Origin of the sequence: Pseudarthrobacter sp. 902506025 (genome assembly GCF_040702325.1) — a bacterium.
GTDB lineage: Bacteria > Actinomycetota > Actinomycetes > Actinomycetales > Micrococcaceae > Arthrobacter.
Window position 1 is genome coordinate 13,794 of record NZ_JBFBKW010000019.1, and the last position, 22,929, is coordinate 36,722.

The following is a 22,929-nucleotide window of genomic DNA, read 5'->3' on the forward strand; positions in this document are numbered from 1 at the left end:
CTCCCATGGCTTTCCCCACCCGCGGCCGCCGCCGCGCACCCGCAGCGCGTCCCGCCGTCGTCCTTCTTGGCACCGCACTCCTTGGCTCAGCCGCGCTCGCCGGCTGCGCGGACCCCGGCGCCTCCGCCGCCGGCAACCCAAGCGGAGGGGCGCAGACGACGGCGGCCCGCAACGGCGTCGTGTACAACACCTCGCCGGACCAGCAGCGGATCCGGGCGGAGAAGGACGCGGCGCTCGCCGCCAAAGTCCCGGAACTGATCGGCAGGGACGGCAAGCTGACCGTGGCCACCACCGCCGGGTCCATTCCGTTGTCTTTCCACGCCACGGACGACAAGACGCCGATCGGCTCCGAGCTGGATATCGCCCAGCTGGTGGCGGACAAGCTGGGCCTGGAGCTGGATGTGCAGGTCACGTCCTGGGAGAACTGGCCGCTGAAGACCCAGTCCGGCGACTTCGAGGCCGTGTTCTCCAACGTGGGCGTGAATAAGGACCGGGTGAAGCTGTTCGACTTCGCCAGCTACCGGGCCGCGTACATGGGGTTCGAAGCGAAGAAGTCCTCCACCTACGACATCAAGGGCGCGGACGACATTTCCGGACTGAAGATTTCCGTGGGCTCCGGTACCAACCAGGAGAAGATCCTGCTGGCCTGGAACAAGGAGCTGGAAGCCAAGGGCAAGGCGCCGGCCACGCTGCAGTACTACTCGTCCGACGCCGACACCATCCTGGCGCTGTCCTCCGGCCGCACGGACCTGAACATCGCCCCGTACCCGTCCACCGTGTACCGGGAAAACACCCGTGACGACCTGAAAGTGGTGGGCAAGGTCAACGCCGGCTGGCCGTCCGAGACCCTGGTAGCCGCCACCACGCTGCGCGGCAATGGGCTGGCACCGGTGATCTCCGAGGCGCTGAACGAAGTCATCCAGGACGGCTCCTACGGGAAGGTCCTGGAACGCTGGGGCCTGTCAGAGGAAGCCCTGCCGGAATCCAAAACCATCACAGCGGAAAACTACACGGCAACACAGGCCACGGCCGCTCCTTCACAGGCAGGAAAGGCATCATGAACGCAGAACACACTGACACCGCCCTTGAGGCCTTCGACGCCGACTGGCAGGAATGGCACGCGGACCACGAGCGGCAGCGGGCCCATCCCCACGGGTTCCTGGCGGTGACGCACCTGCACTGGCTGGGCAGCGAACCCGCGCGGCTGGACGGCGCCCCGGGCACCTGGAGCGTGGAAGCCGACGTCGTCCGCGTGGTTTTGGAGCCGGGCGACAGCCTGCAGCAGGACGGCAGGGAGTTGAACACCGCCGCCGGAACCTCGCTGGAGTTTGGCCCCATCGAGGAGCGCGGCGGCATCAACCTGGTCTCCGGTGACACGGTGATTGAGCTGGCCAAGCGCGGCGGCGAATACATCGTCCGGCCGCGGAACCCTTCCCACCCGCTACTGCGGGACTACCAGGGCACGCCCGCCTACTCGCCCGATGCGGCCTACGCGGTGCGGGGGACGTTCGTTCCGTTCGAGGCGCCGCGGCCCACCACGGTGGGCGCCGCCGTCGAAGGCATCCAGCACGTGTACCAGGCCCCGGGCGAGATCCGCTTCAAACTGGCCGGGCAGGAACTGGCGCTGACCGCGTTCAACGGCCATGCCCCGGGCTCGCTGTCGGTGCTGTTCACGGACCAGACCTCCGGCAAGACCACGTACGCGGCCAACCGCTCGCTCTCCGTGGTGCCGGCAGCGGACGGGTCCGTGCTGCTGGACTTCAACCGCTCCGTGAACCTGCCGTGCGCCTACACCGACCTGGCCACCTGCCCACTGCCCCCGGCGGAAAACCGGCTGCCCGTGGCCATCGAGGCCGGCGAAAAGATTCCCTACGAACGTCAGGACCAGCAGTGAGTACCTTTGAAAACCCGGGCTTCCTGGCCATTGAGCTCGACGGCGCCGGCTGGGACGGTGCGGACCTCACCCGGGCCGTGCTGGCAGCCGAGTCCGCGGGCTTCCACGCCGCCACCTTCACCGACGCGCCCGCACCGGGGCGTGCCAATGCCCTCCAGCGGGCCGCGTTCGCAGGGCCCATTTCCCGGACCATCGCCCTGGTCCCCGAAATTGACACTGTATATACGGAGCCGTTCCACGTTTCCACGCAGCTGGCCAGCCTGGACTACGTCTCCGGGGGACGGGCCGGGTGGATCGTGACGGCGGCGGAATCGCCGGAGGCTGCCGCCGCCGTCGGCCGTCCTTCCGTCACCGGTGCCGCGCTGGGCCAGGAAGCCGCGGCGTCCATCGAGGTATCCCGGCGCCTCTGGGATTCCTGGGAGGACGACGCCGTGATCCGGGACGTTGCCACCGGCCGGTACATCGACGTGGACAAGCTGCATTATGTGGACTTCCAAACGCCTGCCGGCTTTCCCGGCGCCGGCTACTCCGTCAAGGGGCCGTCCATCATCCCGCGGCCGCTGCAGGGGCAACTGCCCGTGCTGGCCCCTGCTTCGCTGATTGGCGGGATTCCGGTGGACGCCCTGGACGCCGTGCTGGTGTCCGCCCCGACGCCGGAACTGCTCGCGGCCGAGGTCCGTGATGTGCGGGCCCGCGTCGGAGCCGGTGTTGCGGTGGTTGCCGAGCTCGACGTCGTACTGGACGCCCGCGGGCAGGCCGCGGCTGCACGCGGTGCATCATTCGACGGCGGCCGGGCAGCTTTCGCAGGTTCCGCACCCGGTCTCACCGACTTCCTGGCCGACCTATTAAAGGAGGCCGACGGCGTGCGGCTGCACCCGGCGTCGCTCTTTGTTGACCTGGAGGAACTTGGCCGCCTGGTATTGCCGGAACTGCGCCGCCGTGGGGCACTGCGCCCGCTGGTGCAGGACGGCACCTTCCGCGGCCTGCTGGGCCTGGACCGCCCGGCCAGCCGCTACGCAACCGGCGCCGCTGCGCCTGCCGGTGCCGGAAAGTAAGGGGAAAATCATGACACAGCACACCCGTGCTAAATCCGAGGTATTCGTTCCGAGCGGCCAGATCCAGTTCGGCGTCTTCTTCCAGGGCGTCAACTCCGGCACCATCTGGAAGGCCCCCGAATCAGGGTCGCAGACGGACTTCGAATCCTTCCGCCGCATCGCCCTGACCGCCGAGCGCGGACTCTTCGCCGCGTTCTTCCTGGGGGAAGGGCTGCGCCTGCGGGAGCACCTGGGACGCCCGCACGCGCTGGACGTGGTGGGCCGCCCGGATGCGCAGACCATGCTGGCCGCCCTGGCATCCGTCACAAAGAACATCGGCCTGGTGGCTACCCAGAACACCACGTACAACGATCCTGCGGACCTGGCCCACCGGCTGGCCTCGCTGGACCTGCTCTCCGGCGGCCGCGCGGCGTGGAACATCGTGACCACGGACAACGCCTGGACCGGGGCGAACTTCCGCCGCGGCGGCTACCTGGACCACGCGGACCGGTACAAGCACGCGGAGGCGTTCGTGGAGACGGCCAAGCGGATCTGGGACGCGTGGGAAACGCCGGACGGCCCTGCCCGCCGGGTGCTCCATGAGGGCCGGCACTACACGGTGGATGTGACGCCGCGGCTGCCGCGCAGTGCGCAGTACCGGCCGGTGCTGTTCCAGGCCGGCGACTCGCCCGAAGGCCGGAACTTCGCCGCCCGGCAGGCGGACGTGATTTTCTCCGCCCACCCCAAATTCGATGACGCGGTGGCGTTCCGCAAGGACCTGGTGGAGCGGTCCCTGGCCGCCGGTCGCGGGGCCAATGCCGTCCAGATCATGCCGGCCAGTGAGTTCATCCTGGCGCCGACCGCTGCCGAGGCGGCGGAAAAGAAGGAGTGGGTGCGGAGCCTGCAGATCGGCCCGCAGCAGGCCATCGCCTACCTGGAGCAGTTCTGGGGCCGCGAGCTCTCGGCCTACGATCCGGACGGCCCGCTGCCGGAGATCGATCCGGTGGTGGAGGAAACGTCCGAGACCCGCGGCAGCGGTTTCCACGGTGCCAAGGCCCGGCAGTTGGCGGACCAGTGGCGGGCCGAGGCGAAGGACAAGGGGCTGTCCATCCGGCAGTTCGTCACCTCGAAGACCGCGCGGATCGATTCCACCTTCACCGGCTCCTACACGGCGGTGGCGGACCAGCTGGCCGAGTACGCGCGGGTGGGTGCGGTGGACGGGTTCAACATTTCGCCGTGGTTGGTCCCCAGCGGGCTGGATGACATCGTGAACCACCTGGTGCCGGAGCTGCAGGAACGTGGCGTGTACCCCACGGAGTACCGGGGCACCACGCTCCGCGAGCACCTGGGCTTGGAGACTCCGGTGCGTTCTGCTGACGGGGCTGTTGCGGCGGTCCGCGCCTGATGCGCTGGGCTGGTTTCGCTGGAAGGGACGACGACGGCGGCAAGGCGGGTGCCGCCGTCGACCCTTCCGCGGGGGCTGGTGCTGTTGTGGCTGGCGTGTCCGGGACCGTCAGCCTGCAGCTGACGGTGTGGGAGCAGTGGGTCTAGGGCCAGCTGTGCGGTGCCGGACTAACGGCTGTGCCGCTAGTCGGTTTCCGGGCTTTGGCAGTAGAAGCACGTGCCGGCGTCGCAGTCTTCCGCTGTTTCCTGTTCCGTTTGGCGCTCACTCATTCCGGGTCCTTTCCGTGGGGATTGCGAAGTAGTACCCCCTGCAAGGGTTTGCCCGGGACCCCTGCTGGGATCCCGGGCAAACACTGGGGGTGGTGGCCTGCAGGCCGGTTAGTGGGCCAGGGCCGGTTCGGCCAGCTGGATCTTTTCCGCCTCGGTGGGCACGAAGCCCGCCTGGAGCTCGGAGCGGAGCTTGCCCATGTCCAGCTCACCCTGCCACTTGGCGATTGCCACGCAGGAGACGATGTTGCAGACCGTGCTGGTGAGGGCGCGGGCCTCGCTCATGAAGCGGTCGATGCCAACGATGAGGGCCACCCCGGCCACCGGCAAGGTGGGCATGACCGTCAGGGTCGCCACCAGGGCCACGAAACCACTGCCGGTGACGCCGGCTGCGCCCTTGGAGGTCAGCAGCATCATGCCGAGCATCAGCAGGATCTGGCCCCAGCTGAGGTGGATGTCGCAGGCCTGGGCGATGAACATGGAAGCCAGGGTCAGGTAGATGGCCGTGCCGGTCAGGTTGAAGGAGTAGCCGGTGGGGACCACGAGGCCCACGACGCTGCGGTCGCAGCCGATCCGCTCGAGCTTGGACAGCAGGCGCGGCAGGACCGGTTCGCTGGAGGACGTGGCCAGGACGATCAGGAATTCGTCCTTGAAGTAGCGCAGGATCTGCCACAGGCTGAAGCCGGTCACCTTGGCCAGGATGCCCAGGCCCACCACCACGAAGACGATGCAGGCGGCGTAGAAGGCAAGGATCAGCATGCCGAGGTTGCCGATGGAGTGGGCGCCGTACTTGCCGACGGTGAAGGCCATGGCACCGAAGGCTCCCAGCGGGGCCACCTTCATGATGTAGCCGAACATGATGAAGAGCAGCTTGTTGAAGCTGTTGACCACGTCCAGTGCCAGCTTGCCCGGTGCGCCGAGCTTGCTGAAGGCGAAGCCGCACAGCAGGGCAATGACCAGCACGGGCAGGACCTCACCGTCGGCGAAGGCGCCAACAAAGGTGGTGGGGATGATGCTCAGGATGAAGTCCACCGGGTTGCTGCTGGGCAGCTGCGTGGTGTACTTCTGCGCCACCGAGGAGTCCAGGTGCGTGGGATCGATGTGCATGCCGGCACCGGGCTGGAACAGTGTCACCGCGGCCAGGCCCAGGGCCAGGGCGAGTGCGGTCAGTGCGTAGAAGAGGCCCAGCGAACGGATCAGGGTGGGGCCCACCTTCTTGGTGTCCCGCAGGGAGGTGATGCCTCCCACGATGGTGCAGAACACGATGGGGGCGATCATGAACTTCACGAGTTTCACGAAGCCGTCGCCGATGGGCTTCAGGGACGAACCGAGGTCCGGCCACAGTGCGCCGACGACGACGCCGAGGGCGACTCCGATGAGTACCTGGACATACAGGTGTCCGAGGATGGATTTGATCTTCATTGAACAACTTCCTGCTTGGTGCGGCCCCTTAATAATGGGGCAAAGAGGTGGGGGGTTTAGGCGGACAGCTCGGCGGCGGGGGCCACGTCGATGTCTGCGGTGGCGATGTGGCGGGCTGCCCGGTGGAGGGCCACTTCGCTGACGGCGCCGGTGTGATCGGTGATGATTTCGGCGGTGATCACGCCGGCGGGCGTCCCGACCCGCAGCAAGCGCGGGGTTCCGGTGCCGGTGGAGGGCGATTGGCCTGCCGCGGTGGCGACGACCGATGACTGCAGCGAGGATGCCAGGGCAACTGCCACGGCTGAGGTCAGGCCGATGGCCGGGTGGGGTGCGAGCATGGACAGCATCCGCACCCGGACGTCGTGGCTGCCGGCGGTAATGGTTGTTCCGTCCGCGGCGATGTAGTCGCCGGCAGGCGCCACAACCCCGACTTTCGGTACAGCGTTCTGCGGCGGATCCTCAGGCTTCCGCAGGCCCATGATGAGGCCGGCCGATGCCCGTGCCGCGATGAGGTCCGGCAGTTGGGCGGCGAGGTTGTCCGTCATTGAGGAAAGGTCGACGCCGGCCTGGTCGGCTGCGAGGAGCACGGCAGGGGCGCCGGCGTCCACCATCGTTGCGGCCAGGGTCCGGCCGTTGACCTGGAGCTGGTCCACCGTGTTGCCGGTAGGCAGCAGTGCACCGGTGTTCTGGCCCCAGGGGCCGTGGAACGAGAGGCTGACGGGAACGCCGGCGGCGCTGCTACCCGGAACCCGGGCCAGGCCGGACTTGGGAATGTGGCCACCGGGAGTGGGAACCGCTCCGCTGAGCACCGCGCCGGAGGTGACGTGGCGCATGCGGACCTTGGTCATGCCGTCCCGGGCGGGAACGATGCCCGTCTGGACTGCGAACAGGGCAATGGCGGTGGCGCAGTTGCCGCAGTTGGAACCGAGCTCAACGGTGGGGTCACCGATTCCCACCTGGGCGAAAAGGTAGTCGAGGTCTGCCTCGGCGCCCGGGGTTGCCCAGATGACTGCAGCCTTGGACGTGGTGGACGTTCCGCCGCCGACGCCGTCCAGCTGCCGCGCATCCGCTGCACCGAAAGCGGCTGACAGCAGTGCGGGGATTTCCTCGCGGGTGGGGGCGTGGAGGGCCACGTCCCTGGCATCGAAGAGCCAGCACTTGCTGGTGCCGCCCCGGTACCAATGTCCTTTGAGTCCCACTGTATTTCTCCCTCGTAACTTGCAGGTGCTCTACTTCACAGCACCTTGTACTTCTACGATCCGGGATGCGAGCCTTCAGCACAATCGCAAATAAATGGACGACTATCTACTTTTGCTAAACTCAGTGCATGGCAATCCTCGATCTCCACCGGCTCCACGTGCTCCGCGAGGTGGGCCGTTCCGGCTCCCTGACCTCCGCTGCCGCCGCCCTTTCCTTCACCACCTCGGCGGTCTCGCAGCAGATCGCGAAACTCGAGCAGGAGATGGGCGTGGTCCTCATCGAGCGCCATCCCCGGGGCGTGGTCCTGACCGAAGCGGGGCACGCCCTGCTGCACTACGCGGACGACATCGACAGGACCGTGGAGGCCGCCCGCGCCGAGATGGGGGAGTTCGCGGGCCTTCGGCGGGGCCAGCTCCGGCTTGGAACTTTCCCCACCGGCGGGGCCTCCCTGATGCCGGACGTGGTGCTGGCGTTCCGTGCCCGCCACCCCGAGGTGGCAGTGACGGTGGTCAGCGCCCGCCGGGACGGCCTGCTGGAACGGCTGCGGCGGCGGGAAATCGAGCTCACGCTGCTGTGGGACTATCCCTGGCAGCAGATCGAGGACCCCGACCTGGCCCTGGTCAGGCTGACGAACGATCCCACCGTGCTGCTGGTACCGCGGGAGCATCCCATAGCGAAACTGGGCTCGGTCCGCATCGGCGCCTTGAGCGACCAGGAATGGGTGGTGCGCGACGAGCACCCCGTGGCCGACGTCCTCAGCCGGGTATGCCGTGACGCCGGGTTCGAACCGCGGATCGCCTTCGCCGCCAACGACTACCAGGAGACACAGGGCATGGTGGCCGCCGGCATCGGGATCGCCCTGGCACCCAGGCTGGCCCTGATGGCCCTGCGCCCCGACGTCGTGGCGGTCCCCCTCGCCGGGTCCCCGAAGCGCCGTATCCTCCTGGCCCACCTTGAAAACCGGCGGCTCAGCCCCGCGGCGCAGCAGGCAACCAAGGTGTTCCGGTCCATCGCCAAGGGCGCGGCTTCCTGACACAGGAGGGTGCCGCCGTCGTGCACTGTCTTTCCTGACGCCTACCGGGCCAGTGGGCCGGCCACCAGCGCACGGGCCAGGTCCATGAATTCGGCGTGCGTGACCGGAGCCGGGGACGCCGTCGAAGCCGCATTGCGGGTGTTCCGGGCGATGGCGAAGCTGTCCCTGACGAAGCGCCGGTGCACAATGACGCTGCGGATTGCCGGCAGGACCAGCAGGAACTGGCCATAGTTGCCCGCAGCCAGGAACGACCCCTCCCACTGCGGGCCGGGTTCCCGGGGCAGCCACCACAGGTAGCCGTAGTCGCAGGTGCCAAAACCGGTGGCCGGCGCCATGTCGGCGCGCCTGACCTGGGTGGCCACGCTGTCCCTGGCCCACTCCCGGGGGACAAGCTGCCGGCCCTCCCACTGCCCGCCGGCTGCCATCAGCAGCCCGATCTTTGCCAGGTCCCGGGCGGAGAGGAAGAAGTGGTAGGCCGGGAAAACGGACTTCTGGGCGTTCCCGAGCATGCGCTGGCGTGTGGGGTCGTAGTCGTCGAATCCCAGCGGACCGGCCAGGTACTTCTCGAACGCGTCAAAGACCGTCAGGCCGCTGGCCTTTTCAAAAATCGCGCCGGCGGCGTTGAAATCCCAGTTGTTGTAGACGAAGAACTGACCCGGCGCTTTGGTGCCGCGGGGAGGGAAGGCATCCTCGTCACTGCCCGGGCTGGAGGGTGGATGGTAGACCCCCGACCGGGAGGTCAGGAGGTCGCGGAGCCGCGCCGTCTTCTCGAGGGGCAGCAGGCCGCCGGTGTCATCGATCCCCAGCGCGCCCAACGTGTCATCCAAGCTGACCGTGCCGGCGTCCACCTGGATTCCGTACAGGATCGAGAGCAGGCTTTTGCGGACCGAGGCGACGTAGCTGGCGCGGGTGGTGTCGCCATGTTCGACGACGGTCCTGCCGTCCTGGAGGACCAGCAGGGATGAGGTGTTCCGGGGCAGCGGAAGTTCCGGGGCGGCGGTCACGGGGCCTCCTGGTGGTGGGTGAAACCAGAAAGCCTGGGGACCCGGCGGAGGCCGGGTCCCCAGGCATGGGATTTCGGGGTTACTTGGTGTAGCCGAACACCTGGTTCCACTTGGCAAGATCATCCTTGCCGTAGGTCACGGCGTCGGTGTTCTGCATGCGGAAGACCTTGCCGGAGTCGACGGCGGGGAGGGTCACGCCCATGATGGTGGGCGGTGCCACGTCCGTGCGGACCGGGTATTCACCGATCTGCGCGAAGACCTGCTGGCCCTGCTTGGAAAGGTTGTAGTTCATGAAGACCTTCGCGGCTTCCACGTTGGTGGCGGTGCCCGTCATGCCCAGGTAGTAGTCGTAGGAGACCAGGCCTTCCTCGGGGACGATGAACTTGACCGGAGCCTTGTCCTGGACGGCAGAGATGTTGGTGCCACTGATGGTGACCGTGCCGACGGCCACTTCGCCGCGGGCCAAGGCCGTGGCTTCAGCACCCAGGGAGTCGTAGATCTTGGGCTTCTGCGCAGCGTACTTGGCGAAGTAGTCGCCGCCCATCTTGGTTTCCATGAAGCGGTTCAGCGCCGCGGTGCTGCCGCCCGAACCGCCCTGGACGATGCCCAGCTTGCCCTGCCACTTGCCGCCGACGGCGTCCGCCCAGGACTTGGGGGCATCGGCTTCCTTTACGAGCTGGGTGTTGTAGCCCAGGGTGTACACGGAGTTGAACATGCGGGTGAACTGGCCGCCGTCCACGGAAACGTCCTTGAGGGCCGAGGCGCCGGGGACGTCGTAGGCCTTCCAGACCTTGGCGTCCTCCATGGACTTGGCGATCCGGTAGTCGGACGTGCGGATGACGTCGGCGCTGAGCTTGCCGGCACCCTGTTCGGACAGTACGCGTTCGGAGAGCTTGTTCGGGGTGAGCCGGACAACGTTGACCTTGATGCCGGTGTCCTTGGTGAAGGCGTCCACCAGGGCGCTTTCAGAGGAATCGGTGTAGCCGGAGTAGAGGGACAGGGTCTGGGTCTTGGCCTTCTCGTAGGTGGCCTTGTCCGCGATGGACTCGTCGTTGATGACCAGCCCGTCGTCGGTCTTCACGGCCGCGCTGGCCGTGACGACGCCGGCGCTCTGGGCGGCGCTTCCGCAGCCGGTCAGGCTGAGGGCCAGGAGCACTCCGGCGGCGGTGAGGGCGGGGAGCTTGGACGCTAACTTCATTGTGGGTGTCCCTTTCAAAGGTGGGTGTGAGGTCAGTTCTTGGTCTTGCGTTCGCCGCCGACTTTTTGGGCGATGACGGCGAGGATTCCGATGACGAGGCAGTACAGGACGCTGACGGCTGCAGCTGCCTGGCTCTGGCCGTTGTCGAAGTTGTCGAACACGAGGATGGACAGGATCCGGGTGTTCGAGGTGAAGAGGAAGATGGAGGCGCTGAGCTCACGCATGGAGAGCATCAGGAACAGCAGGAACGAGGACATGATGCCCACGCGCATCAGGGGCAGGGTGACGTTCAGGACGGACCTGGTCCGTCCGGCGCCGAGCATCACCGCGCTGTCCTCGAGGTCCTGGTCCATCTGGAGCATCGAGGCGGAGACGCCGCGGTAGCCCTGGGGCATGAACACTGCCACGCAGGCGACGGCGAGGATCGCCAGGGTGCCGTAGATGGGCAGCGGCAGCAGCAGCCAGGTCCAGAGCAGTCCGATCCCCATGACGATGGCGGGGACGGCCAGGGGGGTCATGGCGACAAGTTCGATCAGGCGCCCCACCTTGGACTTGGTGCGGTACCGGATGTAGGAGGCGATGAAGCTGAGCGTGGTGCCGGCGAAGGCTGCGATCAGGGCCACCAGGACGCTGTTCTTGAGAGCGAGCTGGAAGTCGTTGGATCCGAGGACTTCGATCAGCTTGGCGAAGCTGAGGGAATTCGCTTCCAGCAGCTGCGACATCGAGGACACGAACGGGGTGGCCTGCATGGACGCGGCGAGCAGGGCGAGCATGGGCAGGACGACGGAGACCGCGAAGTAGGCCAGGGCGATGATGGTGAAGGGCCAGCGCATCTTGCGCAGCGGCACCTGCCGGGGACGGTTGCCCTTGCCGGTCATGGTGGTGAACTTGCGCTTGTTGATGATGCGCTGCTGGATCAGGGTCACGGCCATCAGCGCAACGGTCAGGATCACCGCGACGCTGGCCGCCTGGTTGCTCTTGGCCGGGGTTGCGCTCATCAGGCGGTAGATGTAGGTGGGCAGCGTGTCCACGCCGGCGGGGTTGCCGATGACCTGGGCCACCGGGAAGTTCTCCATCGTCAGCGCGAAGACCAGGACGGCGGAGCCCAGGATTGCCGGCAGGGCCAGGGGCAGGGTGACGGTCCGCAGCATGGTGCGCAGCGGAGCCCCATGGACGGTGGCAGCCTCTTCGAGGTCGGCGTTCATCATCGACAGCGAGCTGTGCAGCAGCAGGAAGGCGTACGGGGCGTAGAAGATGCCCAGTACGAATAGCAGGCCCGGCAGGCTGTAGATGTTGATGGCGGCATCAATGCCCAGGTCGCGGAGGAAGATGTTGATGTAGCCGGCGCTGGGCGAGCACAGCAGCGACCAGGCCAGGGCGCCCACCAGGGCCGGGATGAACATCGGCGCCATGCCGATGAAGAAGATGAACTTCCGCCACGGCGCATCGGAGCGGGCGCACACGAAGGCCAGGAACGCGCCGATCAGCAGGGCGATGAGCGCGGAGCCGGCACCGACCATGAGCGAATTGACCAACGCGCCGAGTGCTTCCGGGGTGGCCAGCAGCGCCAGGTTGGACAGCGTCAGGCCGCCCAGGGAGATGCTGCCCGGCCGGGGAACGCTGTCCGAGAACGCGGCGAGCAGGACCAGGGCAAGCGGAAGGACGATGAGGACGCCAAGGATGACCAGGACGATCAGGCCCGGTGTGTTCTTCCGGAGGCCCGAGAGGGTCCGGGCAGCCCGGTAGTCCCGGGGTTCGGGCTTCGGTGCCAGGCGTGCCTCGGCGCGGGTGGCCGCCTCGGTGGTCTTGAGGCTCATGCGAGGACCTCAGCCGGCAGGATCTGGACTTCGCGGGGGTTGACGGTGACCCACACGCGGTCCCCCACTTTGTGCTGTTCGCCGCGGCGCAGGCCGCCCAGGGCGTCCAGTTCGGGCCCGGATTCCAGCTGGATGGCGTACCGGATGTCGTTGCCCTGGAAGCCCGCCACGCGGACCGTTCCCGGCCATGAGTTGGGGTGATCGGTGGGCATGGCGGTGATCTGCAGGTCCTCGGCCCGGATGCAGACCTTGGGGGATGTGCCGGCGTCGCTGGCCTGCTGCGCCGACTGGATGGTGAGCTCGCTGTTGGTGATGCGTGCGGTGGTGGACCCGGTGGCGGTGCCCTCCGGGGTGCAGTCCATGATGTTGGAAACACCCAGGAAGTGGGCGATCGACGCGCTGGCGGGTGCCTCGTACATGTGCTGCGGGGCGCCCATCTGCACAATCCGGCCGCCCTGGAGCAGGGCGATGCGGTCTGCCAGGGCGAAGGCTTCGTGCTGGTCGTGGGTGACGTACACGCAGGTGAGCCCCAGCTGGAGCTGGATTTCACGCAGTTCAACCCGGAGCCGGTCACGCAGGCGGGCGTCAAGGTTGGAGAGCGGTTCGTCGAGCATGAGCACGCTGGGCCGCATGACCAGGCTGCGCGCCAGGGCGACGCGCTGCATCTGGCCGCCGCTGAGCAGGCTGGCTCCGCGGTCGGCGTAGGGCTCCAGGCCCACCAGCGTGAGGGCCTCCATGACGCGCTCATCGATTTCGCTCTTGGAAAGCTTCTTCTGCTTGAGGGAGTAGGCAACGTTCTGGGCCACCGTCATGTGCGGCCATACCGCGTAGGACTGGAAGACCATGCCGACGTTGCGCTTGTTCGGGGGCAGGTTGATGCCCTTTTCGGAGTCGAAGACCACGACGTCGTCGATGATGATCCGCCCCGAGGTGGGTTCCTCCAGGCCGGCGATGCAGCGCATGGTGCTGGTCTTGCCGCAACCGGACTGGCCCAGCAGGACCAGGGCCTCGCCGTCTTCGATGTCGAGGTTGAGGTTTTCGATGGCAGTGAAGCTTCCGTACTTCAGCTGCAGGTTTTGAATGCTGATTTTCATGGCTGATTCCTTGGCTGGGTTTTTCCGGTAGGGGTTTCTTCAGTCACTGGGCACCAGGATGGTGCTTTCGCTGATGACGCGGGCCGAGCGTTGAAAGGAGACTTCAGCGGGATCGGCTGCATCCAATGCCAGCGCCGTCTTGCCTTTCAGTAGGTGGATAAAGAGTCCGGCCTCCGCCGCCGGAATTACGCTGCGCTGCACCACGCTGCCTGGTGTGCCCGAGGCGGCAGCGACGGCGACCGCGCTGGTGAGGCCGATGGCGGGGTGCAGCGCGGTCATCGAGATCATCCGGGCCGAGACGCCGGTTGCGCCTGCAGGCGGAGGCCCCACGATGCCCACCTTCGGAATGGAAGTGAGGTTTTCCGGAAGACCCATCAGGCGGGCAGCCGCTGCGCGCAGCTGAGGGGCGATCCGGACCAGCGCCTCCAAGGCTTCCTCGCTGCCGGTTGCGTCCAGCCCCAGGTCCTGGGCGTCGAAGAGCGCGGCCGGGGCGCCGGCGTCGATCAGTGTCGCCTGGTACCGCTTCCCGTCGACCTCAAGCTCATCCGTGGCGCTGCCCGTGGGGAACTGTGCACCGTAGCTGGACCATGAGGCTTTTTGGAAGATGACGTCGATGGGGACGCCGGGGTAGTGCTGGCCGTCGAGGCGCCGCCCGCCGTAAGCGGGTACCTGCGCCCCCGGCGTGGGGATCTCGCAGACCAGGCGCAGCCCGGTCACGGTGTTCAGGATGGGGACCCGGGTGACTTCCCCGGTGGGAGCGACCAGCCCGGCATGGAGCGCGTACAGGCCCAGCGCGGTTGCGCAGTTGCCGCAGTTGCTGGCCCACTCCACTGCCGGCTTGTCGATGGCCACCTGGGCGAACCGGTAGCGGACCGTTCCGTCCGGGTCGGTGCCGGCCACAGTGATCGCCTTGCTGGTGGTGGAGGAGGCGCCGCCTACTCCGTCGATCTGGCGGAGGTCCGGCGAACCGAAGGTTCGGATGAGGAGACGGTCCGTCTCCAGGGCGTCGGCCGGAAGGTCCTCGTCCCGGAATATCCAGCACTTGCTGGTGCCGCCACGGACGAGGGTGGCCGGTACCGGGGTGACCGGGAGGGTGCCGGCCTGCGGCTCTTCCCTGAATAGAAGCGTCATTGGTTCTCCTGGAATACCCGGCCCTGCCGTGTGCAGCCGCCGGGTAAATGTTCAAAGCTGGACCGACCGGAATCCGGCATTTGGCCAGCTGTATGGCGTTGGTCACAAACGGTATACCGTTGGTATGACTTAAGCAACAGTCCTTGGAATATGAATACCGATAAGGCCGTTTGAGCGCGTGCCCGCTTCGGCGGGTGTGCGGAAAATCGGCACGGTGTCCACGGCGCGCCCAAACGGTATGCAGTGCGTTAGAATTGCGGCTAAAGGTATGGCGCCGGCGCGCCCTGCCGCTTGTTTCCATGAAGACCGGAGGCCGCCCGTGGCGTCGCAACCAGAGACAAGCCCCTACCTGATGATCAGGAACGCCATCATCTCGCAGGAGCTGCCTCCCCGTGCCCAGCTCGTCGAAAGCGCCCTGGCCAAGAAGTACAACGTCTCCCGGACGCCCATCAGGGAAGCATTGCGGCGCCTTGAAACCGAGGGGCTCGTCGAGCGCTACGGTTCACGCATGCAGGTGCGGGAGTACCGCCCGGAGGAGATGCTGGACCTCTATGAGGTGCGGACCTTCCTGGAGGAGGCGGCCGCAAAAACAGCTGCTCTCCGGCACACGGACATGGACCTGATGCTGATCGACCGCGCGCACCAGGCCATGGTCACCCTTGATTTTGATGCTGCCACTCCGGCTGAACTGGCCGCCGCCAACCGCACCTTCCATGAGCGCATCTGGGCCGCCAGCCACAGCGCCGCCCTCCTTGACCTGCTGGACCGGATCCTGGTCCACTTCATACGCTACCCCGGCACCACGCTCTCCACCAAAGAGCGCTGGGACCGCGTACTGAAGGAGCACGAGGAGTTGCTGGTGGCTATCCGCGCCCGGAACGCGGAGGAGGCTGGCCGCATCGCCAGCGCCCATATGGACGAGGCAAAGAACATCCGCATCCAGATGTACATCGACGCCCAGGAAATCAGCAGCCCGCGCCTGGGATAGCCACAGAATCCGGCATTAAACCTCTCCCGCCGAACCCGTAAAGCCTGCACCAAGACGCTATTGCATGCGACGGCATACCTATGTATACAATCGTGTACAGCGATGGAGCTGAGGAGATTGATGATGATCAAGAGCGACGTTTTGGTATTGGGCGGCGGCAACGCCGGATTTGCGGCAGCACTTGCAGCCGCCGAGCGTGGACGCAAGGTTGTCCTGCTGGAAAAGGCCCGGGAAGCCGCGTCGGGCGGCAACAGCTTCTACACTGCCGGCGCAACGCGCATCTCCCATGACGGGCTCCAGGAGCTGATCGAATTCGTGGAACCTGATGAGCGGCACGCCGCCAGCGAGGTCCCCGCCTACACCGCCGCCGAATACCTTGCCGATCTGTCCAAGGTCTCTGAAGGGCGCAACGACCCCGAACTGTCCGCGGTCCTGGTCAGCGAAAGCAACCCGACCCTGCGGTGGCTTCAGGGCATGGGACTCAAATACCGCCTGATGTATGAGCGCCAGGCGTACCGGACCGAGGATGGCGGGTATCTGTTCTGGGGCGGCCTGCACGTGGGCAACGTGGGTGGCGGCAAGGGGCTCATGGCCGACCACCGCGCCGCTGCTGAGCGCATGGGCGTGGAGGTCATCTACGACTGCGCAGCCACCGGCCTCATCCAGGAGGACGGCCGCGTGCGCGGCGTCCGGTACCGCACCTCCACCGAAGAAGGCGAACTCCGGGCCGAGTCGGTCATCCTCGCCGCGGGAGGTTTTGAAGCCTCACCTGAACTGCGCCGCCAACACCTGGGGGAGGGCTGGCAGAACGCGAAGGTACGCGGCACGCCGGGCAACACGGGGGAGATGATCCTTGCGGCCCTCGACGCCGGGGCGGCCAGGGGCGGCGACTGGTCCACCTGCCACAGCGTGGCCTGGGACGCCTGGCACCCGGAGAACGAGAGCAACCTGGAGCTCACCAACCAGCTCACCCGCGGCGGGTACCCGCTGGGCATCGTGGTGAACAGCGAGGGCAAGCGGTTCGTGGACGAGGGCGCCGACTACCGCAACTACACCTACGCGAAGTACGGCCGGGACATCCTTGCCCAGCCGGGATCGGCTGCTTTCCAGATCTTTGACGGCTCCTCCCGCCCCATGCTGCGGGCCGAGGAGTACGACATGCCGGGCGTCTCGGTGGTCACCGCGCCGACCCTCGCCGAGCTGGCCCAGAAGGCCGGCATCAGTCCCGAGGGGCTGGAGGAAACGGTGCAGGACTTCAATGCTTCGATCACTGAGGGTGCGCCCTTTGACCCCAACGTCAAGGACGGACGACGTGCCGAGACCCAGCCGCCGAAGAGCAACTGGGCCCGCAGCATCTCCACCGGCCCGTTCTACGCTTTCCCGGTGACCTGCGGCATCACCTTCACCTTCGGCGGCCTCAAGACGGACACCTGGGGCCGCGTGCTCACCGAAGACGCGGAGCCGCTCGACGGGCTGTATGCCTGCGGGGAAGCGCTGGGCGGACTGTTCAGCGGAAACTACCCCGGCGGCTCCGGGCTTGCGGCGGGCGCCGTCTTCGGCCGCCGCGCCGGCTCCATCGCCTAAGCAACCCAGCAGCCCCACCAGCAACCGAAAAGAGGAAAAAGTGGCCAGTCCCATCCATCAGCGGCTCCGCGAGGACGTTCTCGCGAGTGTCTTTGCGCCTGACGAGCCGCTTACGGAGGCCAAGCTCACCGAGCGCTACGGGGCTTCCCGGACGCCCGTGCGGGAGGCGCTGCAGCGGCTGGAGCAGGACGGGCTGGTGGAACGGCGCGGCAAGGCGGTGGTGGTCCGCACGCATTCGGCCGAAGAAATCATCGACATCTACGAGTCGAGGATCATCTTGGAGCAAGCCGCGGCTGCCAAGGCCGCCGTCAAGGCAACTACCCTGGACCGCCAGTTGCTCGCGGGGCTGCTGGCGCAGATGCAGCAGCTCGATCCCAGCGACGGCCGGGCGCTCGCCGAAACCAACCGCGCCTTCCACGCCCAGCTGTGGCACGCCACGCACAGCCCGTCGCTGATCGGACTGCTGGAACGCCTGGACCAGCAGGTGCGCCGGTACACCCTCACCACGCTGACCTACCCGGGACGGTGGCCGGTGGTGCTGGCCGAATACGCCAGCCTGCTGGCCGCCATCGGGGACGGCGACTCCGGGCGGGCGGGGGAGATCGCCGCCCGCCACATGTCGGATGCCTTGGACATCAGGTTGAAGATGTACGCCGAAGATCCCAGGACGCTCTAGGCCGCTGACGGCCGGAGGCGTTCCTTACAAGCCCGCCGGCAGATGTTCCTGCATACTCCATCGCAACAGGAAACCCGAAAGTCGGGCGCAGGGCATCAGCCGGTGCAAAGAGGCGGGGCAGGCTCCAATGGGCCTGCCCCGCCTCGCTTTCCCGGCGCCTTATGCGCCGGGCAGCCTTCGCTGGAACGGACGACGACGGCGGCGGGCGCGTGCCGCCGTCGTACGTCCTGCGGGGGCTGGCTTCCTATGGGGAAGCGCCCGTCCGGACGCACAGCTACGGCACAGCAGCAACCGGCCCAGGGCATAGCCCCGTGAGGTTTCCTTGCATCATGACCACTTCACGCACACCCCGCCAGCCCGACCTTGACCAGCCGCACCCCGACCACGACCGGGGGCTGGAGTTCGACCTGAACACCCTGGTGAGCCGCAGGTCCCTGGGGCTGTTCCTCGGTGCAGGCGGTGCGGTGGCCGCGCTCGCCGCCTGCACACCCGCCGCAACCACGGGCTCCACCGCGACGGCAACAACCACGGCGACGGCCCCCACGTCCTCCGCGTCGGCCACGGCCACGGACGCCGGCACCGCCACCCCCACGCTGACCCGGGCCATTGCTGAGTGCGGCGTGGAAATTCCGCAGGAAACCGCCGGTCCCTACCCGGGGGACGGCTCCAACGGGCCGAACGTCCTGGAAGCCTCCGGGGTGGTGCGGAAGGACATCACGTCGAGCTTCGGGACTGCCTCGGCAAAGGCGGAGGGCGTTCCGCTGACCTTCACCCTGACCCTCCTGGACAATGCCAACGGCTGCACCCCGATGGCCGGTGCCGCGGTGTACGCCTGGCACTGCGACCGGGACGGAAAGTACTCGATGTACGACTCGAGCCTGAAGAACGAGAACTACCTGCGCGGCGTGCAGGAAGCCGACGCCAACGGGCAGGTCACGTTCACGTCGATCTTCCCGGCCGCCTACTCCGGGCGCTGGCCGCACATCCACTTCGAGGTGTTTGAGTCCATGAACAATGCCACCGCCGCCGGGCAGGTATTGGCCGTCTCCCAGATTGCGCTGCCCCAGGCGGCCTGCGACGACGTGTACGCCACCCCCGGGTACGAGCGCAGCGTCACGAACATGGCACGCACCACGCTCAAGTCGGACAACGTGTTTGGGAACGACGGCGGCATCTACCAGCTGGCGACGATGACCGGGTCCGCCGCTGCCGGCTACACGGCGGGGCTCAACGTGACCATCTAGCGCGAAACAATCAACACCCTCCCGGCTCTGGCGGTGCATAGCCGGGCGAACTATGCTCTCACGCATCACCCCCGCACATCGTGAAGGGAACAATGATGAAACTGAGCCACATTCCCCTCCGCCTGGCCACCGGAGCCTTCATATTGAACGCCGGCTACAGCAAGCGGAACCTGGACAAGGACAGCGCAGCCCGTATGCAGGGCATGGGAGCCAAGGTGTACCCGCAGGTGGCCCGGATGGAACCGGAAAAGTTTGGAAAGCTGCTCAGCTACGCCGAGATGACCCTGGGCGCGGCACTCCTGGCACCATTCGTGCCCAGCCGGCTGGCGGGGCTGGGCCTTGGCCTCTTCTCCGGATCGCTTCTGACCATGTACCGAAGAATTCCGGAGATGACCCTGGAGGACGGGATCCGGCCCAGCCAGCAAGGCACAGTATTGGCCAAGGACGTCTGGATGTTCGGGATCGCCCTCGCGCTGATTCTGGACCGGAACCGTACGAAGGGCTCCTCCGTGCGTCGGGCGGCTTGATTCAAAGTGCAGCTGACTGTGTGGGGGAGTCCTGCCGCTGGGTGACGCGCTGGATGAACTCGACCGTCTCGCGTTCCGTTTCGGCGCGGGTGGTGGGTTCGTTGTGCACCTCGTGCCGGACGCCAGGGAAGACGCGGGTGCGGACGTCCGCGTGGCCCGAATCCGCCAGGCGGTTGGCCACGTGGTAGGCGCCTTCGCCGTAGTTGGTCACGGGGTCCTGGTCGCCAGCGAGGATGAGGACGGGGAGTTCGGCGGGGAGCTGTTTGTACCAGTCGTCGGAGGTGACCTGGTCGTAGAGGTCTACGAAGCCCTGCAGGAACCGGGCGCTGAGCGGTGCGCCGAAGTTGTTGAAGGGGTCCCGGCCGTGGTCGGCGACGACGTCCGCGTCCAGTGCTACCCAGGCGGTGGGGCCCGCGCCTTCCCCGAAGCGGCCCAGGAAGCCGTCGAACAGCTGGGCCACCAGTTCCTGGGGTGCGGGCTCGGCGCCGCGCTCGCCGGAGGCAAGCCGCTCCAGTTCGGGCCGGTCGATCATTTTCTCGATGCCGCGCATTTGGGCGGCGATGCCGCAGAGGATCAGGCCGGAGAGGTCGGTCCGCGGGTCCACGGCCATGCCGCGGGCGATCATGGAGCCCCAGCTGTGGCCGAACACCACGTAGGGAAGCTGGGGGAGCGCCTCCCTGGCCTTGGCCTGGAGGGTGACCTCGTCGGCGACCACGACGCTGGCGGCGTCCTCGCCGGCGTCGCCCCAGGTGCCCTGCTGCATGGCCGTGCGCCCGTGGCCGGAGTGGTCGCCCGCCACCACGATGAAGCCCGCGTCCACCAGGGTGGAGATGAGGTGGAGGTAGCGGCGGGAGTGCTCGCCGAGCCCGTGGATCAGCTGCACGATGGCCTTGGGCTGCCCGATGGGTTCGTAGACCCAGGCCTGGATGGTGTCGCGGCCGTTGGCGGACGTGAACTCGATTTCCTGCAGTGACATGTGATCCTCCCGTGCCTGCGCCGTCGCTGGCTCGTGGTGAGCCTAACGCCTTGGTGGACGGCGCCGTCAAGGTTGTCTTTGCATGCGGCGCCGGGCCGTGGGACATGTTGGTTCATGCTGTGTCTGAGCGCCTAGTCTGAACACCAGCCACGTCCCCGGATCCTGGAGGAAGCCATGCCGCAGCCCGACCGTCCATTGCGCAAGCTTGGCTTCCTCACCATTGGGCTGTTTGATCCGCTTGATCCAGCGGCGGGGCATGAGTCGACGCTGCAGATCATTGAACTGGGGGAGCGGCTGGGGTTCGACAGTGCCTGGCTCCGCCACCGGCACCTGCAGTTCGGCATCTCTTCCCCTGTAGCGGTGATGGCGGCGGCCAGCCAGCGGACTTCGCGGATTGAGCTCGGCACTGCCGTGACACCGCTGGGGTGGGAGAACCCGCTGCGCCTGGCGGAGGACCTGGCGACCGTTGACCTGCTCGCTGGAGGGCGGATCAATCCCGGCGTGAGCGTGGGGGAGCCGATGCAGTACGACACCGTGAAGCACGAGCTGTATCCCGATACCGCGGACGTGGAGGACTTCAGCTACGCCCGGGTGGAGCGGTTTGCGCGCCTTGTGGCGGGGGAGCCGGTACGGGAGTTCTCCGGCAAGCAGGGCGTGGTGGAGGAGTTCTCCAACCGGGTGGAGCCTTTTTCCGCGGGCCTGCGGCAGCGACTGTGGTACGGGGCCGGCAGCACGAAGTCAGCGGTGTGGGCTGGTGCGAACGGCTTCAACCTGCTGTCCAGCAGCGTGATCTTCCCGGATAGGGACCAGGACCCGGACTTCGCCTTGGTCCAGCAGTCGCAGATACGGGCGTTCCGGGAAGCTGCTGCTGCTGCCGGACATGGCGGGGCCCGGGTGTCGCAGGGGCTGGTGGTGATTCCGACTGACTCAGCGACTCCTGCTCAGCGGGAGAAGTACCAGCGGTACGTGGACGAGCGCACACCGCGTACCGCGGCTCCGCAGGGGCCGCGGGGCATGATGTTCGCTGCTGATCTCATCGGCAGCAGAGATGAGATCGCCGAGCAGCTGTACGCGCATGCAGGCTTCCAGGAAGTGGATGAGGTGGCGTTCGCCCTGCCATTCAGCTTCGACCACGAGGACTACGTGCAGATCCTAACTGACATTGCGGGGAAGCTGGGGCCGGCCTTGGGGTGGGCGTCTGGGGAAGGCTCGCGGCCTGTGCGGTAGGGTGCGGGTATTCAAATGCAGGCCCCTGTAGTGCGGCTGATTCCCTAAATGCGGGGGCGGGTTGAATACGCGGATCGAAGGCGTCACTTTGACCATACCCGGCGCCCTACTTGTGCGTCGGAGCACCTCGTTCCAGATGTTCATCGACAATTTTGGACCATTTCGCCTGCTATGGAGGTGTGACTTCAGCGTGCGCGCAGCAAAGCGCCCCGGCAGTGACAGTGTGTAGGAAGTTCGTCTTGGGCTCACCTTGTTGTGACCCGTATGATCAAGCGCGCGACGCGCCGCCCTCTGGACCAGCGGTACTAATACATATGGGTTTCTGTCATAGCAACTGCCAACTATTAGGTGAGCATGAGCCAATCTTGTAAGTGTGGAGGTCGAAATCGGACATATGCGCTGTTATCGGCATTGACAACGGTTCGCAAGTTCTATGGCTACGTCAAGGCCCATGCCACTTACTTCCAACTTGGCACTTAGTTAGCCTTCATCACGGGGAAATCACCCGTAATGGCAGCAGACGAAAGTACGTGACGGGCCTAGCCAGTCGCTTGCGTTTGCACTTTTCGTCGAAGACCAGCTAGTCGTCGGTGTACTTAGGCCGAAGCTTTAAGTTGCTAACTTGAGCCTTGAGTCATTCCGATGTCCTCGAGGTGTTCTACTATTTCTCGGTGGCCCTTCTTTATGAGATGCTCGGCGTCTTCGAGAGTGAGATGGCCAATATGCCATCCCAGAAGGCGCCGACGAACATCGAGCATTGCCTCTACTGCATGCCGCCGGTCGGGGGCCTGGGAAGAGTCCTCAACATAGCTTCGGCAGGAGTCGGCCAAGTGTTCCGTAGAGCACCGGGTGGCAAGCTGGAATAAGGCACGCCTCACAGCAACAGTATTGGGCTTCTTGTCGCTATGCACGTCCTCCAGGTATCGGTCGATGGCGTCACTAATGGATTCGATCGTCTCCCCTCGAACGGCACGCGCTGCAGCTTCGTTGTCTTCTACGCGCTTTTGAAGTTCATGCTGGCGTCTCTCTGTGCTCTCAGCTGCTTGAGCACGGATTTGTTGACGCCCAGCTTTGAGAGATACCCGGGCAGTAACGAGTGCGATACCGAGGGGCAGGGGACTGCCCCGGGTTTTGTTGACTCCTTGACCTAGCGAGCTTGTGCTCGTGGAAGGATGTTGACCATGCCCACGGCTTATGGGGCGGAGTTCC

The 22,929-nt window shown here is 66.4% G+C and carries 20 protein-coding genes; 12 read left to right on the forward strand and 8 right to left on the reverse strand.

The features are described 5' to 3' along the window. The first annotated feature begins 5 nt into the window (after positions 1 to 5). Genes AB0280_RS21170 through AB0280_RS21190 form a run of 5 tightly spaced genes read left to right on the forward strand, consistent with a single transcriptional unit; the run spans position 6 to position 4,479 of the window. Entirely contained in the window at positions 6 to 1,061 is a 1,056-nt protein-coding gene (locus AB0280_RS21170) for a transporter substrate-binding domain-containing protein (RefSeq protein ID WP_307493327.1), read from the forward strand. Beyond that, entirely contained in the window at positions 1,058 to 1,894 is an 837-nt protein-coding gene (locus tag AB0280_RS21175; RefSeq protein WP_307493329.1) for a DUF1684 domain-containing protein, read from the forward strand. Before AB0280_RS21170 ends, AB0280_RS21175 begins: the two co-directional genes overlap by 4 nt. After that, positions 1,891 to 2,949 (forward strand): LLM class flavin-dependent oxidoreductase, encoded by a 1,059-nt coding sequence (locus AB0280_RS21180; protein WP_307493331.1) that lies wholly within the window; start codon positions 1,891 to 1,893, stop codon positions 2,947 to 2,949. The genes AB0280_RS21175 and AB0280_RS21180 overlap by 4 nt, the downstream gene beginning before the upstream one ends. A 10-nt stretch (positions 2,950 to 2,959) precedes the next feature. Beyond that, positions 2,960 to 4,333, forward strand: a complete 1,374-nt coding sequence (locus AB0280_RS21185; protein WP_307493333.1) for an NtaA/DmoA family FMN-dependent monooxygenase — start codon at positions 2,960 to 2,962, stop codon at positions 4,331 to 4,333. Then, positions 4,333 to 4,479, forward strand: a complete 147-nt coding sequence (locus AB0280_RS21190; RefSeq protein WP_307493335.1) for a hypothetical protein — start codon at positions 4,333 to 4,335, stop codon at positions 4,477 to 4,479. Before AB0280_RS21185 ends, AB0280_RS21190 begins: the two co-directional genes overlap by 1 nt. Positions 4,480 to 4,710: 231 nt before the next feature. Here AB0280_RS21190 and dctA read toward each other — a convergent pair whose 3' ends face one another. Together dctA and AB0280_RS21200 are read right to left on the reverse strand one after the other, a co-directional pair. Next, positions 4,711 to 6,021, reverse strand: a complete 1,311-nt coding sequence (gene dctA / locus AB0280_RS21195) for a C4-dicarboxylate transporter DctA (protein ID WP_224023600.1) — start codon at positions 6,019 to 6,021, stop codon at positions 4,711 to 4,713. A 56-nt stretch (positions 6,022 to 6,077) separates the two neighbouring features. Continuing rightward, the gene (locus AB0280_RS21200; RefSeq protein WP_307493338.1) at positions 6,078 to 7,220 is read right to left on the reverse strand and encodes a PrpF domain-containing protein; all 1,143 of its coding nucleotides are present in this window, start codon (positions 7,218 to 7,220) and stop codon (positions 6,078 to 6,080) included. A gap of 128 nt (positions 7,221 to 7,348) precedes the next feature. Between AB0280_RS21200 and AB0280_RS21205 the strand changes: the two genes are divergently transcribed. Next, the gene (locus AB0280_RS21205; RefSeq protein WP_275182318.1) at positions 7,349 to 8,254 is read left to right on the forward strand and encodes a LysR family transcriptional regulator; all 906 of its coding nucleotides are present in this window, start codon (positions 7,349 to 7,351) and stop codon (positions 8,252 to 8,254) included. Positions 8,255 to 8,295: 41 nt separating this feature from the next. Here AB0280_RS21205 and AB0280_RS21210 read toward each other — a convergent pair whose 3' ends face one another. The 5 genes from AB0280_RS21210 to AB0280_RS21230 all read right to left on the reverse strand — a co-directional run bounded on the left by AB0280_RS21210 (position 8,296) and on the right by AB0280_RS21230 (position 14,498). Then, positions 8,296 to 9,258 (reverse strand): serine hydrolase domain-containing protein, encoded by a 963-nt coding sequence (locus AB0280_RS21210; protein ID WP_366368664.1) that lies wholly within the window; start codon positions 9,256 to 9,258, stop codon positions 8,296 to 8,298. A gap of 79 nt (positions 9,259 to 9,337) precedes the next feature. Then, a complete protein-coding gene (locus tag AB0280_RS21215) occupies positions 9,338 to 10,456 on the reverse strand; it encodes an ABC transporter substrate-binding protein (protein WP_307493343.1) in 1,119 nt (372 codons plus the stop codon). A 32-nt stretch (positions 10,457 to 10,488) separates the two neighbouring features. Beyond that, positions 10,489 to 12,273, reverse strand: a complete 1,785-nt coding sequence (locus AB0280_RS21220; RefSeq protein WP_366368667.1) for an ABC transporter permease — start codon at positions 12,271 to 12,273, stop codon at positions 10,489 to 10,491. Next, positions 12,270 to 13,367 carry an ABC transporter ATP-binding protein gene (locus AB0280_RS21225; RefSeq protein ID WP_307493347.1) on the reverse strand — a complete coding sequence of 366 codons (1,098 nt, stop codon included), beginning with the start codon at positions 13,365 to 13,367 and terminating at the stop codon, positions 12,270 to 12,272. The genes AB0280_RS21220 and AB0280_RS21225 overlap by 4 nt, the downstream gene beginning before the upstream one ends. A 39-nt stretch (positions 13,368 to 13,406) precedes the next feature. Beyond that, on the reverse strand, positions 13,407 to 14,498 hold the full coding sequence (locus AB0280_RS21230) for a PrpF domain-containing protein (protein ID WP_307493349.1): 1,092 nt from the start codon (positions 14,496 to 14,498) through the stop codon (positions 13,407 to 13,409). Positions 14,499 to 14,817: 319 nt separating this feature from the next. Here AB0280_RS21230 and AB0280_RS21235 point away from each other — a divergent pair, with 319 nt between their 5' ends. The 5 genes from AB0280_RS21235 to AB0280_RS21255 all read left to right on the forward strand — a co-directional run bounded on the left by AB0280_RS21235 (position 14,818) and on the right by AB0280_RS21255 (position 19,517). Then, on the forward strand, positions 14,818 to 15,486 hold the full coding sequence (locus AB0280_RS21235; protein ID WP_224023586.1) for a GntR family transcriptional regulator: 669 nt from the start codon (positions 14,818 to 14,820) through the stop codon (positions 15,484 to 15,486). A gap of 120 nt (positions 15,487 to 15,606) precedes the next feature. Beyond that, positions 15,607 to 17,070 (forward strand): FAD-dependent tricarballylate dehydrogenase TcuA, encoded by a 1,464-nt coding sequence (tcuA, locus tag AB0280_RS21240; RefSeq protein ID WP_366368670.1) that lies wholly within the window; start codon positions 15,607 to 15,609, stop codon positions 17,068 to 17,070. 40 nt (positions 17,071 to 17,110) lie between these two features. Continuing rightward, entirely contained in the window at positions 17,111 to 17,746 is a 636-nt protein-coding gene (locus tag AB0280_RS21245; protein ID WP_307493354.1) for a GntR family transcriptional regulator, read from the forward strand. A gap of 329 nt (positions 17,747 to 18,075) precedes the next feature. Next, positions 18,076 to 18,990: an intradiol ring-cleavage dioxygenase gene (locus tag AB0280_RS21250; protein ID WP_307493356.1), complete on the forward strand. Its 915-nt coding sequence runs from the start codon at positions 18,076 to 18,078 to the stop codon at positions 18,988 to 18,990. A gap of 92 nt (positions 18,991 to 19,082) precedes the next feature. Further along, positions 19,083 to 19,517, forward strand: coding sequence for a hypothetical protein (locus tag AB0280_RS21255; RefSeq protein ID WP_307493358.1), 435 nt, complete (start codon positions 19,083 to 19,085; stop codon positions 19,515 to 19,517). Position 19,518: 1 nt separating this feature from the next. Here the strand turns inward: AB0280_RS21255 and AB0280_RS21260 are convergent, their stop codons facing one another. Beyond that, the gene (locus tag AB0280_RS21260; protein ID WP_307493360.1) at positions 19,519 to 20,493 is read right to left on the reverse strand and encodes an alpha/beta fold hydrolase; all 975 of its coding nucleotides are present in this window, start codon (positions 20,491 to 20,493) and stop codon (positions 19,519 to 19,521) included. A gap of 174 nt (positions 20,494 to 20,667) precedes the next feature. On the opposite strand from AB0280_RS21260, the gene AB0280_RS21265 reads away from it, so the two are divergent. Further along, positions 20,668 to 21,720: an LLM class flavin-dependent oxidoreductase gene (locus tag AB0280_RS21265; RefSeq protein ID WP_307493362.1), complete on the forward strand. Its 1,053-nt coding sequence runs from the start codon at positions 20,668 to 20,670 to the stop codon at positions 21,718 to 21,720. Positions 21,721 to 22,929: the final 1,209 nt, after the last annotated feature.